At 61.6% G+C, this 15880-nt stretch carries 15 protein-coding genes; 7 read left to right on the plus strand and 8 right to left on the minus strand.

The window, feature by feature from the left end; genetic code table 11:
• Positions 1–71: 71 nt before the first annotated feature.
• Positions 72–965 carry a LysR family transcriptional regulator gene (locus ABIE33_RS22385; RefSeq protein WP_429129622.1) on the plus strand — a complete coding sequence of 298 codons (894 nt, stop codon included), beginning with the start codon at positions 72–74 and terminating at the stop codon, positions 963–965.
• 21 nt (positions 966–986) lie between these two features.
• Here ABIE33_RS22385 and ABIE33_RS22390 read toward each other — a convergent pair whose 3' ends face one another.
• Positions 987–1850, minus strand: coding sequence for a DMT family transporter (locus tag ABIE33_RS22390; protein WP_429129625.1), 864 nt, complete (start codon positions 1848–1850; stop codon positions 987–989).
• 101 nt (positions 1851–1951) lie between these two features.
• On the opposite strand from ABIE33_RS22390, the gene ABIE33_RS22395 reads away from it, so the two are divergent.
• Both ABIE33_RS22395 and ABIE33_RS22400 read left to right on the plus strand, forming a co-directional pair.
• Positions 1952–3349: a PLP-dependent aminotransferase family protein gene (locus tag ABIE33_RS22395; RefSeq protein ID WP_429129628.1), complete on the plus strand. Its 1398-nt coding sequence runs from the start codon at positions 1952–1954 to the stop codon at positions 3347–3349.
• Positions 3350–3743: 394 nt separating this feature from the next.
• Positions 3744–4787, plus strand: coding sequence for a glutamine synthetase beta-grasp domain-containing protein (locus ABIE33_RS22400; RefSeq protein WP_429129631.1), 1044 nt, complete (start codon positions 3744–3746; stop codon positions 4785–4787).
• Positions 4788–4946: 159 nt separating this feature from the next.
• Here the strand turns inward: ABIE33_RS22400 and ABIE33_RS22405 are convergent, their stop codons facing one another.
• The 7 genes from ABIE33_RS22405 to ABIE33_RS22435 all read right to left on the minus strand — a co-directional run bounded on the left by ABIE33_RS22405 (position 4947) and on the right by ABIE33_RS22435 (position 11898).
• Complete coding sequence (locus ABIE33_RS22405; RefSeq protein ID WP_429129633.1) at positions 4947–5855, minus strand: ABC transporter ATP-binding protein; 909 nt, start codon at positions 5853–5855, stop codon at positions 4947–4949.
• Entirely contained in the window at positions 5852–6655 is an 804-nt protein-coding gene (locus ABIE33_RS22410) for an ABC transporter ATP-binding protein (RefSeq protein ID WP_429129636.1), read from the minus strand. Before ABIE33_RS22410 ends, ABIE33_RS22405 begins: the two co-directional genes overlap by 4 nt.
• On the minus strand, positions 6652–7542 hold the full coding sequence (locus tag ABIE33_RS22415) for an ABC transporter permease (protein ID WP_429129639.1): 891 nt from the start codon (positions 7540–7542) through the stop codon (positions 6652–6654). Before ABIE33_RS22415 ends, ABIE33_RS22410 begins: the two co-directional genes overlap by 4 nt.
• A gap of 1 nt (position 7543) precedes the next feature.
• Complete coding sequence (locus ABIE33_RS22420) at positions 7544–8521, minus strand: ABC transporter permease (RefSeq protein WP_429129642.1); 978 nt, start codon at positions 8519–8521, stop codon at positions 7544–7546.
• Between the two features lie 168 nt (positions 8522–8689).
• On the minus strand, positions 8690–10336 hold the full coding sequence (locus tag ABIE33_RS22425; protein ID WP_429129645.1) for an ABC transporter substrate-binding protein: 1647 nt from the start codon (positions 10334–10336) through the stop codon (positions 8690–8692).
• A 35-nt stretch (positions 10337–10371) separates the two neighbouring features.
• Positions 10372–11394, minus strand: coding sequence for a glycoside hydrolase family 3 N-terminal domain-containing protein (locus ABIE33_RS22430; RefSeq protein WP_429129648.1), 1023 nt, complete (start codon positions 11392–11394; stop codon positions 10372–10374).
• Between the two features lie 24 nt (positions 11395–11418).
• A complete protein-coding gene (locus ABIE33_RS22435; protein WP_429129651.1) occupies positions 11419–11898 on the minus strand; it encodes a GNAT family N-acetyltransferase in 480 nt (159 codons plus the stop codon).
• A gap of 522 nt (positions 11899–12420) precedes the next feature.
• On the opposite strand from ABIE33_RS22435, the gene napE reads away from it, so the two are divergent.
• The 4 genes from napE to napA are packed head-to-tail and all read left to right on the plus strand — an operon-like array spanning position 12421 to position 15874.
• Entirely contained in the window at positions 12421–12612 is a 192-nt protein-coding gene (gene napE / locus ABIE33_RS22440; RefSeq protein WP_429129653.1) for a periplasmic nitrate reductase, NapE protein, read from the plus strand.
• 8 nt (positions 12613–12620) lie between these two features.
• Positions 12621–13115 (plus strand): ferredoxin-type protein NapF, encoded by a 495-nt coding sequence (locus ABIE33_RS22445; protein WP_429129656.1) that lies wholly within the window; start codon positions 12621–12623, stop codon positions 13113–13115.
• Positions 13108–13395 (plus strand): chaperone NapD, encoded by a 288-nt coding sequence (locus ABIE33_RS22450; protein WP_429129659.1) that lies wholly within the window; start codon positions 13108–13110, stop codon positions 13393–13395. The genes ABIE33_RS22445 and ABIE33_RS22450 overlap by 8 nt, the downstream gene beginning before the upstream one ends.
• Positions 13370–15874, plus strand: a complete 2505-nt coding sequence (gene napA / locus ABIE33_RS22455) for a periplasmic nitrate reductase subunit alpha (protein ID WP_429129661.1) — start codon at positions 13370–13372, stop codon at positions 15872–15874. The genes ABIE33_RS22450 and napA overlap by 26 nt, the downstream gene beginning before the upstream one ends.
• Positions 15875–15880 lie beyond the last annotated feature (6 nt).

Raw genomic sequence — 15880 nt, forward strand, 5'->3', positions numbered from 1 at the left:
CTACTGCTCGGCAAAAATACAGACAATCATGCAGATATGTGATTTATTCTCCGGAAAATCGGGATAATGGAATGAGCCGTATCGAAGACCTTGAAGTGTTCGTTGCCGTGGTGGAGCTTGGCAGCCTGACGGCGGCGGCCAACCGTCTTGCGCGGCCGTTGCAGACTGTCAGCCGCGCGCTTGCCGCGCTTGAAGACGATATCGGCGTGGAACTCATCCATCGCACGACACGTCGTTCGGCACCGAGCGAGGCCGGCGAGATTTTCTATCGCCGGATCAAGCCCGCCGTCGATGAAATCCGCGAGGCACGGCTTGAGGCGGCGCAGCGCCGGCTGGAGCCGTCAGGTGTGTTGCGCATCGGCGCGCCGGCGCTGTTTGCCCCGCGCTTCCTGATGCCGATCGTGGCCGAATACATGCGGCAGCACCGGAAGGTCGAAATTGAACTCGACCTCTCCGACGCGTTCGTCGATCTCGCAGACGGCGGGCTCGACATGGTGGTGCGGATTGGAGACCTTGCCGACTCCGGTCTGATGGGAAAGCGATTGGGCGCGCTGCGCCGCGTGGTCTTCGGCACGCCATCCTATTTCGCAAACCATGGACGACCGACGCATCCAAATGAGCTTAGACAGCACAATTGCGTCGTTCGCTCAGGCGGGGATCGACCCGGCGCGTGGATGTTCACGATCGACGGCAAGCCGCGTGAGGTCAAGGTATCCGGCCCGTTGCGGGTGAGTGCCATGACCGCGGTCTATGCCGCCGTCAGTGAAGGGCTTGGTCTCGGCTACTCTCCGCTCTGGCAGATCGAGCACCTGATCGCCGAGGGCCGTGTCGAGATTGTGCTTGAAGCGTTCGAGCCTGCGCCTGTTCCGATCCACGTCCTGTGGCGCGAGGGCAGGGCGCCGACGGCAAAGCTCCGGACATTCATCGATCTTCTGGGCAAACGGCTCAAACTCGATCATCTCTGACGGAGGCGGCGTGCTTACCGCCTATTTCGCAAATTTCTTTGCGCCGGCGACGCAAAGCACGATGGCGCCGGTAACGGCCAGCATGGCCCAGCTGACGGGTTCGTGGAGGAGCGCTGCCGCCAGCGCCAGGCCGAAGAACGGCTGCAGCAGTTGCAATTGTCCGACGCCGGCGACGCCGCCGAGCGCCAGTCCGCGATACCAGAAGACGAAGCCGATCAGCATGCTGAAGACGGAGACATAGGCAAGTCCGGTCCAGGCAGCGCCGTTCACCAGCTCGAAGGACGGCGGGTTGGTGAAGAGGCCGATGCCGATCATGACCGGAAGAGAGAGCACCAGCGCCCAGCAGATCACCTGCCAGCCGCCGAGTTTGCGCGAGAGGCTTGCTCCCTCGGCATAGCCAAGGCCGCAGACGACGACGGCGGCAAGCATCAGAAGGTCGCCGACGGGCGAGGCGGAAAAGCCCTGCATCAGCGCGAAACCGGCAACCAGCGCGCTGCCGATGCAGGAAAACAGCCAGAAGGCCGGATGCGGCCGCTCGCCACCACGAAACACGCCGAAGACCGCGGTCGCCAAGGGCAGCAAGCCGATGAAGACGATCGAATGCGCCGAGGTCACATGTTCGAGCGCCAGTGCGGTCAGGAGCGGGAAGCCAAGAACGACGCCGAAGGCGACGATCGCCAGCGACATGAGATCGGCGCGCGTCGGCTTGGGTTGGCGAAAGACGAGGAGCAGGCAGAGCGCAAGGGCTCCAGCAATCGCTGCGCGGGCGACCGTCAGGAATACCGGGTCGAAGTCCATGACGGCTGCGCGGGTCGCCGGCAGCGAGCCGCTGAAAATCAACACACCCAGAAAGCCGTTTATCCAGCCGGTCGTCGTTCTGTCCATTGCCGTCTCCTTTTCCACCTGTATCGGCCGGGGACGGTGGTTCTTCCAGAGACAATGCGGTACAGTTGCGCCAAACTGTCCTGTCAGAAGGTCCAATACAGATGGCGTTTCTACAAGTCGAGACCGGTGGCGAGACTTTGCTCGACGGGATCATGGGCACGATCCGGCAGCGCATTGCCAGCCGGTCGTTGACGCCGGGTGCCAAGCTTCCGTCCATTCGAGCGCTTGCTACGACGATGCGGGTCTCCAAATCGACGGTTGTCGAGGCCTATGAGCGTCTGGCGGCCGAAGGTGTGATCCGGTCGCGGCCCGGCTCCGGCTTTTTCGTGTCTGCCCCCTTGGCGCCGTTGTCGCTGACCGAGGTCGGCCCACGGCTCGACCGCGCGGTCGATCCGCTCTGGGTTTCGCGTCAGGCTCTTGAAACAGATGCGAAGGTTCTCAAACCCGGTTGCGGCTGGTTGCCGGCATCCTGGATGCCCGAGGCGGCGTTGCGCCGTGCGCTGCGCTCGATCGCACGGGCGGATGCCGCCAGCCTGACGGATTACGGCACGCCCCTGGGCTTGCGACCGCTACGGCAGCTGCTGTCGCGAAGGCTGGCCGAGCATGGTGTCGAGGCATCCCCCGACCAGATCATCCTGACGGAGTCTGGCACCCAAGCGATCGACCTCCTTTGCCGGTTTCTGCTCGAGCCCGGCGACACTGTCATCGTCGACGATCCCTGTTATTTCAATTTCCAGGCGCTGTTGCGGGCGCATCGCGTCAATGTCGTCAGCGTGGCCTATACGCCTGTCGGTCCCGATCTCGATCGCTTCGCCGAGGCGCTGGAGACCCACCGCCCTCGCCTCTACATCACCAATTCCGCCGTGCACAATCCGACGGGCGCCACGCTTTCTCCCGTGATTGCGCATCGCCTGTTACGGCTTGCCGAACAGGCAGGGTTGACGATCGTCGAGGACGATATCTTCGCCGATTTCGAACATGTCCCGGCGCCGCGGCTTGCCGCCTTCGATGGCCTCGACCGTGTCGTCCAGATCGGCAGCTTTTCCAAAACGCTCTCCGCATCGGTGCGCTGCGGCTATATCGCGGCCCCCCGCGGGTGGATCGAGGGGCTGACCGATATCAAGATCGCCACCACATTCGGCGGCCCGAACCTTGCCGCCGAACTGGTGCTCACTCTTTTGCGCGATGGCAGCTACCGAAAACACATGGAGGCGCTGCGGTTGCGCCTGACGCGGACGATGACCGAGACGGCAGCGCGACTGGCCGCGATCGGGATCACGCCCTGGATCGAGCCGCAGGCCGGCATGTTCATCTGGTGTCGGCTCCCGGAAGGTCTTGATGCATCGGAGCTGGCGCAGAAGGCGTTGGCGCACGACATCGTTCTCGCACCCGGCAATGCCTTCAGCCATTCCGGAACGGCTGCCGGATTTCTGCGCTTCAACGTCGCGCAGTCGACCGATGAGCGGCTCTATCGCGTGCTGGAGACGATTGCTCGATAATCACTCATGTCCATACGGGCCGTTTTGACGGAGCCGCAAGGCGGTGCTTATTTTTCGAGCAGCCTTTCGGACGCCGGTCGTTGTCGATCCCGAAGGCCGCCGCCGCCACATCGCCTCAATTCGCCCGGTGTCTACGGCATTCCGACCGGTCTATGCCGCAAAGTGCGGCTTCTCGTGCCTATTTTGTGTGCAATCCGCTTCATCCTTAGTCTTGGTGGGCCGTTCTCTTGGTTGCCGGGAATGGCCCAGGCATTGATTTTTCGATCTTTGGCGGCGCAAACGCGAACTGGCACGATTAATGCTTTCTTGTGAGTACCGGTTGTTGAGCAATGGAATTGGATTGCCGGACCGCTTCGGAACTTAGCCAGATCATGGCGCCATGTGAGAGAACGCAATGACAAAGTATAAGCTCGAGTATATTTGGCTCGATGGGTACACACCGGCCCCGAACCTCCGCGGAAAAACCCTGATCAAGGAATTCGATGCATTCCCGAAGCTGGAACAGCTTCCTTTCTGGGGCTTCGACGGTTCGTCGACGATGCAGGCGGAAGGCAAGAGCTCGGACTGTGTCCTGAAGCCGGTCGCCGTCTATCCCGACAGCGAGCGCAAGAACGGCGTTCTGGTGCTCTGCGAAGTCATGATGCCCGATGGCAAGACGCCGCATCCGTCCAACACCCGCGCCACCGTCATGGAAGATGACGACGCCTGGTTCGGCTTCGAGCAGGAATACTTCTTCTACAAGAACGGCCGCCCGCTCGGCTTCCCCGAAACCGGCTTTCCAGCACCGCAGGGTCCGTACTACACCGGCGTCGGCTACAGCAATGTCGGCGACATCGCCCGCAAGATCGTCGAAGAACATCTCGACATCTGCCTGGCTGCCGGCATCAACCACGAAGGCATCAATGCCGAAGTGGCCAAGGGCCAGTGGGAATTCCAGATCTTCGGCAAGGGCTCCAAGAAGGCCGCCGACGAAATCTGGTTGGCGCGCTACCTGCTGCAGCGCCTGACGGAAAAATACGGCATCGATATCGAATACCACTGCAAGCCGCTCGGCGACACCGACTGGAACGGCTCGGGCATGCATGCGAACTTCTCGACCGCTTACCTGCGCGACGTCGGCGGCAAGGAATACTTCGAGAACCTGATGTCGGCTTTCGAAGACGCACGTGCGGACCACATCGCCGTCTACGGCCCTGATAACCACATGCGCCTGACCGGCAAGCACGAGACTCAATCGATCCACCAGTTCAGCTACGGCGTGGCCGACCGCGGCGCCTCGATCCGCGTTCCGCACAGCTTTGTCAACAACGACTACCGCGGTTACCTCGAAGATCGCCGCCCGAACTCGCAAGGCGACCCCTACCAGATCGCCTCGCAGATCCTGAAGACGATCTCGACGGTTCCGACGGATGTCGAAAACCAGATGAAGGCGGCCTGAGCATGTGTCATGGCGTGCTGTAGAGGCACGCCACGCACGCTCTGCCTGCAAGCCCATGCGATCGGCAACGGTTGCAAAACAAAACGCCCCGCTTCATGCGGGGCGTTTTGTTTTTACCGTCCTGGGAGGATAGCTTTGCGGATGCCGGCCGGCGCCGGTTCAGGCGGCGCGAACGAAGTGATCGGTGTCCACTTCGACGATGCGCTCCTGGGTCATCGCCGATTTGCGCCGGATTTCCTCGATGTCCTCCGGACGCAGCCGAACGCTCGGGTCGTCGAAGCGGATATCCGGATCGGGCACGGCGGAAAGCAGCAGCTTGGTATAGGGATGGGCGGGATTGTCGATCACCTTGCCGACATTGCCCCATTCGACGATCTGGCCGGCATACATGACGGCGATGTCCTCGGCGACATAACGGGCGGTGGCGATGTCGTGGGTAATGTAGAGCAGGCCGAGCTTCATCTGCTGCTTCATTTCGCTGAGCAGATTGAGCACGCCGAGGCGAACGGAGACGTCGAGCATCGACGTCGGCTCATCGGCAACGATCACTTCCGGCTTGGCGGCGAGCGCACGGGCGATGTTGACGCGCTGACGCTGGCCACCGGAGAGTTCGTGCGGATATTTGGGCGCGACAAGGTCAGGGTCGAGCTTCACCTGCTGCAGCAGTGCACGCACGGTCGCGTCGATTTCGGAACGCTTGATATCCGGGCGGTGTAGCAGCAGCGGCCGTTTCAGATGATAGGCGATCGTATGGGCCGGATTGAGCGAGGCGAACGGATCCTGGAAGATCATCTGCACCGCGCGGCGGTAGCGGACCGTCTCGGCGGTGCTGGCGCCTTCGACGGGCTCACCCCTGAAGAGGATCTTGCCTTCCGTCGGCAGGTACTCGCGCATTGCCATGCGGGCGCAGGTGGTCTTGCCGCTGCCGGATTCGCCGACAAGCGCAAGCGCCCGACCGGCATGCAGCGAAAACGAGATCGAGCGGGCGGCGCGAACGGCGCCGGGACCATTGCCGAAGGTCTTGGTGACCCGGTCGAGGGCCAGGATCGGAGTTGGCTGGGCGGTCATAGCAGGACACCTCCATGGAGCGACGGGAAGGAGGCCCAGAGCTGTTTCGTGTAGTCGTGTTGCGGCGATCCGTAGACCGCTTCCGCCGTATTCTGCTCGACGAGCTTGCCGGCGAGCATGATGCCGATGCGGTCGCAGAACTGCACCATCAGGCCGAGATCGTGGGTGATGAACAGCACGGCGAAGCCGAGGCTGCGGCGCAGCTCATTGATCCGTTGCAGGATTTCGCGCTGGACGACGACGTCGAGCGCCGTCGTCGGCTCATCCATGACCACCAGTCTCGGGTCGAGCGCTAGGCAGATGGCGATGACGATGCGCTGGCGCATGCCGCCGGAAAACTGATGAGGGTAGTCGCGCATGCGGTCCGGCGCGATATCGACGAGCTTGAGCATCTCGGCGGTGCGGTCGCGCGCCTGCGCACGGCTCATGCCCTTGTGGGTCTTCAAGACGTCGTAGAACTGCTGCTCGATGCGCAATACCGGATTGAGCGAGTTCATCGCGCTCTGGAACACCATGGCGACCTCGCGCCAGCGGAAATTGCGCAAAGCCTTGTCATCGAGATCGAGCACGCTGCGGCCGTTGAGCAGGATGGTGCTTTCGCGCCTGATCAGCGCCGGCGGCTTGTGCAGCCGGCTGATGGCAAAGGCGATGGTGCTCTTGCCGCAACCGGATTCGCCGGCAAGGCCGAAGACTTCGCCAGGCGCAACATCGAAGCTGACATTGTCGACGGCGCGAAAGTCTTTCTCCTCGCCGATATAGTCGATCGTGAGGTTTTTCACCGATAGCAATGGCGCGGTCACAGGCGACCCTCCCCGGAGCGAATGAGCGCGGACCAGCGCCCGAGGCGGTTGCCGGTGCGAAGGCGCGGATTGGCGATTTCGTCGACGGCGAAATTCAGAAGCGACAGGCCGATGCCGAGGAAGGCAAGCGCAAAGCAGGGTGTGAGAATGTCCCACCAGGCACCGACCGAAAGCGCAGACGCCTTCTGTGCGGCATAGAGCATCGTGCCCCAGGAGACGACCTTCGGATCGCCTAGGCCGAGAAACTCCAGGGTTGCCTGGGTGATGATCGCGAAAATGACGCTGCCGATGAAGTTGATGCCGACGATCGAGATCAGGTTGGGGAAGATCTCGAAGGTCATGATGCGCCAGCGCGGCTCGCCCATCATCTCGGCCGATTTGACGTAGTCCTTCTGCTTGACGGACAACGTCTCGGCACGGGTAACGCGGGCGCCCCAGGCCCAGGAGGTTCCGCCGAGAATCAGCGCAATGACCCAGGGGTTGGCCTGGCCGATGAAGGCGGCGAGAACGAGCAGCAGCGGCAGGTTCGGAACGACCAGCACCATGTTGGTGAAGAAGCTGATGACCTCGTCGACCTTGCCGCCGCGATAGCCGGCAAGGATGCCGAGCGCCGTGCCGACGAGGGTGATGAGCAGACCTGCGCCGAAGCCGACGGCAAGCGAGGTGCGGGCGCCGTAGATCAACCGCGTGAACACATCCTGGCCGATGCGGGTGGTGCCGAGCCAATGGGCAAGCGATGGCGCCTGATGCGGCCGGCCGACGCGGGCGCCCGGATCGTAAGGGGTGAGCAGCGGTGCGGCGATTGCCACGACGAGAATGAAGGCGATGATGGCGACGCCGACCAGAGCCTTGCGGTTGCGGATCAATCCGAAGGGTTGGGTTTTCATCTCACGCCCTCTTCAGTCGGGGGTCGAGCAGCACATAGCTGACATCGACGATGAAATTGGCGACGAGCATGGTCGCGGTCATGATCAGCAGCTGCCCCTGGATGACCGGGTAGTCGCGGGCAAGGATCGCCTGGTAGAGGATGTTGCCGAGGCCCGGATAGTTGAACACGACTTCGGTCACCAGCGAGCCGCCGAGGATCGTGCCGATGGCGATGGCCAGGCTCGACACCGTCGGCAGCAGCGCGTTACGCGCCGCGTACCAGAGCATCACATGTCCGTCCGACAGGCCCTTGGCGCGGGCCATGACGATATAGTCCTCGCCGAGCAGGTTGATCATGTTGTTGCGCATGGTGACGGCGAAACCGCCGGTCAAGACCGTGCAGAGCGTCAGCATCGGCAGAATGCCGTGATAGAGCACGCTGCCGAGATATTGCAGCGTGAAGGCCGGGTCGAGCGCCGGATCGGCGGCATAGCCCGTCGGGAACCAGTTGAGGGTGAAGCCGAAGAAGAACACGACAATCAGCGAGGTGACGACGGCCGGAACCGAGGTCGCGAAGATCGCGCCGACGGAAACGATAACGTCGAAAAGGCTGCCGCGGCGCCAGGCGGCGAGAATGCCGAGGAAGGTGCCGAGCGTGAAGCTGATGATTGTCGCCGTGCCCATCAGGCCGACCGTCCACACCAGCGCGTTGCCGAGAACCGTTGTCACCGGCAGCGGGAAATACTTGATCGAACGGCCGAGATCGCCGCTGAAGATGCTGCCAAGATAGGTCAGGTATTGCTGCCAGAGCGGGCCGTCGACGAAGCCGAAGGTCAGTTTCAATGCCTGCAGGCTTTCGGGCGGAAGTTCCGCACCCGCGCTCGAAAACATGATCTGCACGGGATCGCCGGGCATCAACCGCGGCAGAAAGAAGTTGATCGTCGCCGCCGCGACGAAGGCTGCCAGATAGAAGCATAGGCGGCGAAGCAGGAAAGCCATGGGGACTCCATCGACTGCGCCTTGGCCCTGTTACCGGCAGGAGAGGCGGCAGATACGCTTTGAAACGGCGCAAGCCTTTAATCTAATCGCAGAGCAGGTCTGCTGCAGAGGCGGGCGCGGAGACGGGAGCAGCCCGATTGTGAGCCGCTCCCGCCAGTCCTGGGGTGTTTAGTTGACCGGTTCGAGTGCCAGCAGGTGCAGCAGGCGCGCGGGGTTGGTCCGCGAGATCGACGGATTGACGAACGGGGTCTCAGCCGTCACCCAGCCTTTGAAGCGCTTGGTGTTGTACTGGTACCAGTTCGGATTGTTGAAGACCGGCATGATCGGCAGGTTCTCGGCGACGATGCGCTGCGCCTTGTTCATCGCGTCCTTCTGCTTGGCGAGATCAGCCGTATGGGTGAACTCTGTGACAAGCTTTTCGACATCGTCATTGAACCAGCGTTGCGCGGTAAAGCGCGTCTTGCCCTTGTCCGAAACGCTGAAGGCGCGCTTGTAAGGGTAATAGGGTGAGGCAGACGCCGGCAGGCTGTTGATCGCGGCATCGAATGTGCCGTTGATGAGGTTGCCGGTCCACACGGCTTCCTCAGGCGTTTCGATCTTGGCATCGAGGCCGACGGCCTGAAGGCCTTCGACGGCGATCGTCACCGTATCGATCCAGTCGGTCCAAGCGCTCGGCACGATGATCGAGAAGGAGATCTTGCTGCCATCTGGATTGTCGCGGAAGCCGTCACCGTCCTTGTCGACATAGCCGGCCTCGTCGAGCAGGGCCTTGGCGGCATTGGCGTCGTATTTGCCGTAGGTGCCGAAATCGGTCGCGACCGACGGATCCGCCCAGCTCTTGTAGAGTTCGCCCATGCCGGCCGGATCTTCGTTGAGCGTCGGATAGCCGTAGCCGGCGACGTCGACCATGGTGCCGCGATCGAGCGCCATGCTGGCCGCGCGACGGAACTTCACGTCGTTGAAGGCCTTGCGGTTGTTCTCGTTGGCGGTTTCCTGGTTGAACAGGAAGGCCACCATGCTGCTGGGCGAATACCAGAAATGATAGTGCTCCGGGTCTTTGGCGACGTAGACGTTCTCGATATCCGGAATGAAGGAAACGCCCCAGTCGAGCGTGCCCGATGCGGTCGCGGTCAGGATCTGGTTGTTGTCGGCAAGCTGCGGGAAGCGCATGCAATCGACTTTGAGCGCGGCGTCCCAATAGTGCGGGTTGCGGCACTGGTCGTAGGTCTGGCCGGTAAAGCGCGGGATCTCCGTCATCGGGCCGCTGCCGACCGGTGTCTCGTTGGCGAAGGTCACCGGCTCGGCGATATCCTTCCAGATATGCTCCGGCACGATCGGCAGTTGCGCCAGCTGCTCGGCGGCAAGCGAGCTTGGATTGGCGAGCGTAAAGCGCACGGTCTGGCCGTCGACAGCCTCGACGCCGGTGATGAAGGTCCAGATACTGACGAAATCGAGCGCCGGGAACTTCTTCAGGTAGTCGTAGGTGAACTTGACGTCGGTGGCGGTCAGCGGCTTGCCGTCCGACCATTTCAGGTTCGGACGCAGCTTGAACTCGATGCTCTTCAGATCGTCGGCAAGCTTGAAGCTTTCGGCGAGGCGGAAGACCGGCTTGTTATCGTCAAAGCGGTTGAAGACGACCAGCGGCTCATAGATGAAATCGAGCGTGCTCTGGCGCGCCGATGTCTGGTTGAACGGATTGAAGTTGCGAACCCAGGTGGCGGCCGGCTCGATATTGACCGTCAGAACGGACTGCGCCATGGCCGGCGCGGCAAAAAGGGTCAACGCGGTGGCTGCCCAGAGAATGGATTTTTTCATGGTTTCTCCCCCCTTGTTTGGTGAATGGCGTTCCGTCAGGCGACGAGAACGCTCTTGAACATCTCTTCGACTTCGGCGTGTGCCGCGCGAACGTCGACCTTGAGCTTGCCGATCCGGCTCTGGCCGGCGGCGATACGCTTCTGCGCTGCCTCTGTCAGCGGCCGGGCAGCCTTGGCGGCGGCCTCGCTCTCGGCGAGATCGCCGTGGCTGTGGAGTGCGACGTCCGAGCCGGCGTCGAGCACCTGCTTCACACGCTCGGGTAGGGTGCCGCGCAGCGATTCCATGAAGATGCAATCGGATACCAGCACGCCTTCGTAGCCCATGTCCTTACGGATCACTTCATGCATCGTCGGCGAGATGGAGGCCGGCAGTTCGCTGTCGTAGGCGGAGTAGACGACGTGGGCGACCATCGCCCAGGGCGTATTCTTGAGGGCAACGAAAGGCTTGAAGTCGGTTGCTTCAAGCGTTTCGCGCGATGCGTCGACAACCGGGCGTTCCTTGTGAGAGTCGCGCGTCGCGCGGCCGTGGCCGGGGATGTGTTTCATGACAGGCATGTTGCCGGTCTCAAGCAGGCCGTCGACCACCTCGCGGCCGAGAGCCACGATGAAGTCCGGATCCGAACCGAAGGAGCGTGCGCCGATGACGGAGCTCGTCGTTTCGAAGACGAGATCGAGAACCGGCGAGCAGCCGCTGGTAAGGCCAAGTTCGCTCATCATCGTGCCCATGGTCTGCGACGACAGGCGAAGCGCCTTCTTGCCGAGAGCAAGGTCATGGCGGGCAAGTTCGGCGAACTGGCCGAAGCTGCGGAAAAGCGGCCAGGGACCGGCGTCGAGATGCTGGACGCGACCGCCTTCCTGGTCGGTGAACACAGGTGCGTCTTCGCGGCCGACGGCTTCGCGGAACCGTTCGATCAGGATCTTGACCTGGCCGGGTTCGCGCAGATTGCGGCGGCCGACGAAGAGACCGAGTGGGTTGGTTTCGCGAAACAGGGCGAATTCGTCGTCCGAGAGTGTCGGGTTTGGAAGTCCGACGAACAGGGCGAGCGGTGTCGATGCCATTGGAAAGCTCCGATGTTCAGATGATTATTTGGATGGATTACGAAGCATGCCTTCGTAGATGCCTTTGTCGGCGGCGGGGATGGCAACGGCGCCGATGGTCTTGGCGTAGAATTCGACCGGACCGGCATCGCCGATGAAGGCATAGGCATGTCCGAGCGTTTTCATGGTCTCCAGCGACACGGTCAGCAGGTCGACGCCAATGCCTCGCCCTCGGCTTTCCGCAGCGACCCCGGTCGGGCCAAAGAAGCCGCGCGCCGTCGTATCGTAGCAGGCAAAGCCAAGCAGCTTTCCATCTTCCACCGCAATCAGGCAGGCGATCGGCTGGCGCGAGAACGCGACGGAAACCTCGCTCGCCCAATTGTCACTGAAGTTCTGCCTTACCCAGTCGACGACGACATGCATTTCGGGCGGAAGCGCCGGGCGAATGCGAATGCCGGTAGTGTCGGTTTTCCGCTTGAGATTGGCGAGCGTCGGCGAATACAAGCTGACAAGCAAGTCCGGCACCCCTAGTCCTCCGTATATTCCTTTATTAAGGAACTAATCCCTTTGTAATGCAATATGTGTCCTCATCTCCGGCGGGTTGTCAACCGGCAATCGTGGCGATGGGGTGGGAGGGGTGACGCTTCACCGTGATGGCAGCGAGAACATTCGGCGGCGCATAGCATTGTCGCGTCATGGAGGCTTGGCTCTGGGGATTTCATCGGCGGTCAAACGACGAATCATCAAGTTGCCTTCAAAAACCAATGGCTTCGAGATCGAATATGCATGCCCTGCTAGCACATGGGCCAAGCTGTCGTTGCCGCTCTTTGTTCTCTTATCGTTCTTTTCATATCGTAATTTACAAAAATACTAAGTTTGATTTTTGCTGCGTTGCTCCAAAGAACCACTGCAATTGCTGGGGCAAATATCTCTTTGAATTGATAGATGTTATTTTTATTCTTGATTGTAAAAGTATAGTTTGTTCTGCTTTATTTTCTGTCACGGATTGTTACTATGCTTTCGGTTCAACGAGCCCGGGAGCCTCACGTGTCAGAGTTACCTCCACAGCACTTGACCGAGCAGGAACCGCGATCTCGCCGGCGCCAGGAGCTTCTGACTTTCCTTGTTCTGGCCTTCGGCATCTGGCCGATCGTTGCCGTCGGTACGGTTGCCAGTTACGGCTTCCTCGTTTGGTTCTATCAAATGATCTTTGGCCCGCCAGGCCCGCTCGGGCATTGAGGTGATCGATGGGGGCGATGACAACCAGACGAGGATTGTTCCTGGGCCGGCAGGCGGAGCGAAGGCGCGTCCTTCCGCCGGGCGTCACGCTTGAAAGCCTGACGGCATGTACCGGTTGCGGCCGATGTGTGGAAAAGTGTCCCACCCAAATCATCGCGCTGCCTGACGAACGTCCGTCTCTCGATTTTTCAGGCGGCGAATGCACGTTCTGCGGTGATTGCGCACGGGTCTGTCCGGAGCCGGTATTTGTGGTGGAGGGCGCGACGCGGCTTGCCCATGTCGTTGCCATCGACGGCAGCTGCCTCGCCCGCAACAATGTCGCTTGCCAATCCTGCCGCGATGCCTGTCCGCAGCAGGCGATACGTTTTCGGCCCCGGACCGGCGGCCCGTTTCTGCCGGAGGTGGACGTGGACAGCTGCAGCGGATGCGGCGCCTGCATCGGGGTTTGTCCGGTCGGCGCCATCGGCCTTGCGCAGCGGCTCGAGGAGGGCGCCCATGCCTGATGTCTCCCGGCAATATCATATCTCAAGCGCTGTCGTTGTCGCTCTTCCGGCGATGAAGGATGCTGTCCTTGCTGCGCTGGCGCGCATGGAAAATGTCGAGGTTCACGCACACGAGGGCGGCAAGATTGTCGTCGTCATCGAGGGAAAAAGTACCGGCATGCTTGGCGAAGCCTTGTCGACGATCTCCACGCTCGAGGGCGTGGTGGCGGCCAACATGGTTTTCGAACATGTCGAAACGGAAGGAGTGACGGACGATGACCACCGAACTGACGCGGCGTGATATCCTGAAGGCCCACGCGGCGGGCATCGCCGCCGCCACCGCCGGCATCGCCCTGCCCGCAGCCGCACAACCCGTGCCCGGCGGCATCAGCGCGCTCGAAATCAAGTGGTCGAAGGCCCCCTGTCGCTTTTGCGGCACCGGCTGCGGCGTCATGGTCGGCGTCAAGGAGGGGCAGGTTGTCGCGACCCATGGCGACATGCAGGCAGAGGTCAACCGCGGCCTCAATTGCATCAAGGGCTATTTCCTCTCCAAGATCATGTATGGCACCGATCGGCTGAAGACGCCGCTGCTGCGCAAGCTGAACGGCGCCTACAGCAAGGACGGCGAGTTCGAGCCGGTGAGCTGGGACGAAGCCTTCAACGTCATGGCCGAACAGTGCAAGAAAGTGCTGAAGGAGAAGGGGCCGACGGCGGTCGGTATGTTCGGATCCGGGCAGTGGACCATTTTCGAGGGCTATGCCGCGACGAAATTGATGCGCGCCGGCTTTCGCTCCAACAATCTCGACCCCAATGCCCGCCACTGCATGGCCTCGGCCGCTTACGCCTTCATGCGCACCTTCGGCATGGATGAGCCGATGGGCTGCTACGACGACTTCGAGCATGCCGACGCCTTCGTGCTCTGGGGCTCGAACATGGCGGAGATGCATCCGATCCTGTGGACCCGGCTTGCCGACCGTCGCCTGGGCCAGCCGCATGTGAAGGTGGCGGTTTTGTCGACCTTCACCCATCGCAGCATGGACCTCGCCGACATTCCGATGGTGTTCAAACCCGGTACTGATCTGGCGATCCTCAACTACATCGCCAACTACATCATCGAGAAGGGCCGGGTGAACGAGGACTTCGTGCAGAAGCACACCACCTTCATGCGTGGCGTCACAGACATCGGCTATGGCCTGCGCCCGGACAATCCCATCGAGGTCAAGGCCGCCAATTCCTCCGACCCCGGCAAGATGGAGCCGATGGATTACGAGGCGTTCAAGGCGTTCGTATCGGAATACACCCTCAAGAAGACAGCCGAACTGACCGGCGTCGATCCGGCCTTCCTCGAAGAACTTGCAGAGCTTTATGCCGATCCGCAGCGCAAGGTGATGTCGCTGTGGACCATGGGCTTCAACCAGCATGTCCGGGGCGTCTGGGCCAACCAGATGGTCTACAACATTCACCTTCTGACCGGAAAGATCTCGGAACCGGGCAACAGCCCGTTCTCGCTGACCGGCCAGCCGTCCGCCTGCGGCACGGCGCGCGAGGTCGGCACCTTCGCCCATCGCCTGCCCGCCGACATGACCGTGACCAATCCGGAACACCGCAAGCACGCCGAGGAGATCTGGCGCATTCCGCATGGCATAATCCCGGAAAAGCCCGGCTATCATGCCGTCGAGCAGGACCGGATGCTGAAAGACGGCAAGCTCAGCTTCTACTGGGTTCAGGTCAACAACAACGTCCAGGCGGCCCCCAATACCAGCAACGAAACTTACCAGGGATACAGAAACCCGGAGAATTTCATCGTCGTTTCGGATGCCTATCCAACGATCACGGCGATGAGCGCCGACCTGATCCTTCCGGCGGCGATGTGGGTGGAGAAGGAGGGTGCCTACGGCAATGCCGAGCGGCGCACCCATGTCTGGCACCAACTGGTGCAGGCACCGGGCGAGGCGCGCTCGGATCTCTGGCAGATGGTCGAGTTCTCCAAGCGCTTCATAACCGACGAAGTCTGGCCGGCCGAAATCCTCGCTGCCAACCCTGAGTTCAAGGGCAAGACCCTGCATGACGTCCTGTTCCAGAACGGCGAGGTCAACCGCTTTCCTTTAAGCGAAGTCAGCGGCGACTATGCCAACAATGAGGCCGAAGCCTTCGGCTTCTATCTCCAGAAGGGGCTGTTCGAGGAATATGCCACCTTCGGCCGCGGCCATGGGCACGACCTGGCGCCCTATGACCGCTACCATGAGGAGCGCGGTTTGCGCTGGCCTGTGGTCGATGGCAAGGAGACGCGCTGGCGCTACCGCGAGGGCTATGACCCCTATGTCAAGGCCGGCGAGGGCGTGAAATTCTACGGTCGCCCGGACGGCAAGGCGGTCATTCTTGCCGTGCCCTACGAGCCGCCGGCGGAATCGCCCGACGAGGAATTCGACCTCTGGCTGGTGACGGGCCGCGTGCTCGAACACTGGCATTCGGGCTCGATGACCATGCGCGTGCCGGAGCTCTATCGCGCGTTCCCCGGCGCCCGCTGTTTCATGAATGCGGACGACGCCCGCAAGCGCGGCATCAATCAGGGAGCGGAGGTGCGGATCATGTCGCGTCGCGGCGAAATCCGCTCGCGCATCGACACGCGTGGACGCAATCGCATGCCGCCCGGCGTGATCTTCGTGCCCTGGTTCGATGCAAGCCAGTTGATCAACAAAGTGACACTCGACGCAACGGATCCCATCTCCAAACAGACGGATTTCAAAAAATGCGCAGTCAAGATCATCTCCGTCGCTTGAAGCGGC

This window comes from Ensifer sp. 4252 (assembly GCF_050434565.1).
Taxonomy (GTDB): domain Bacteria; phylum Pseudomonadota; class Alphaproteobacteria; order Rhizobiales; family Rhizobiaceae; genus Ensifer.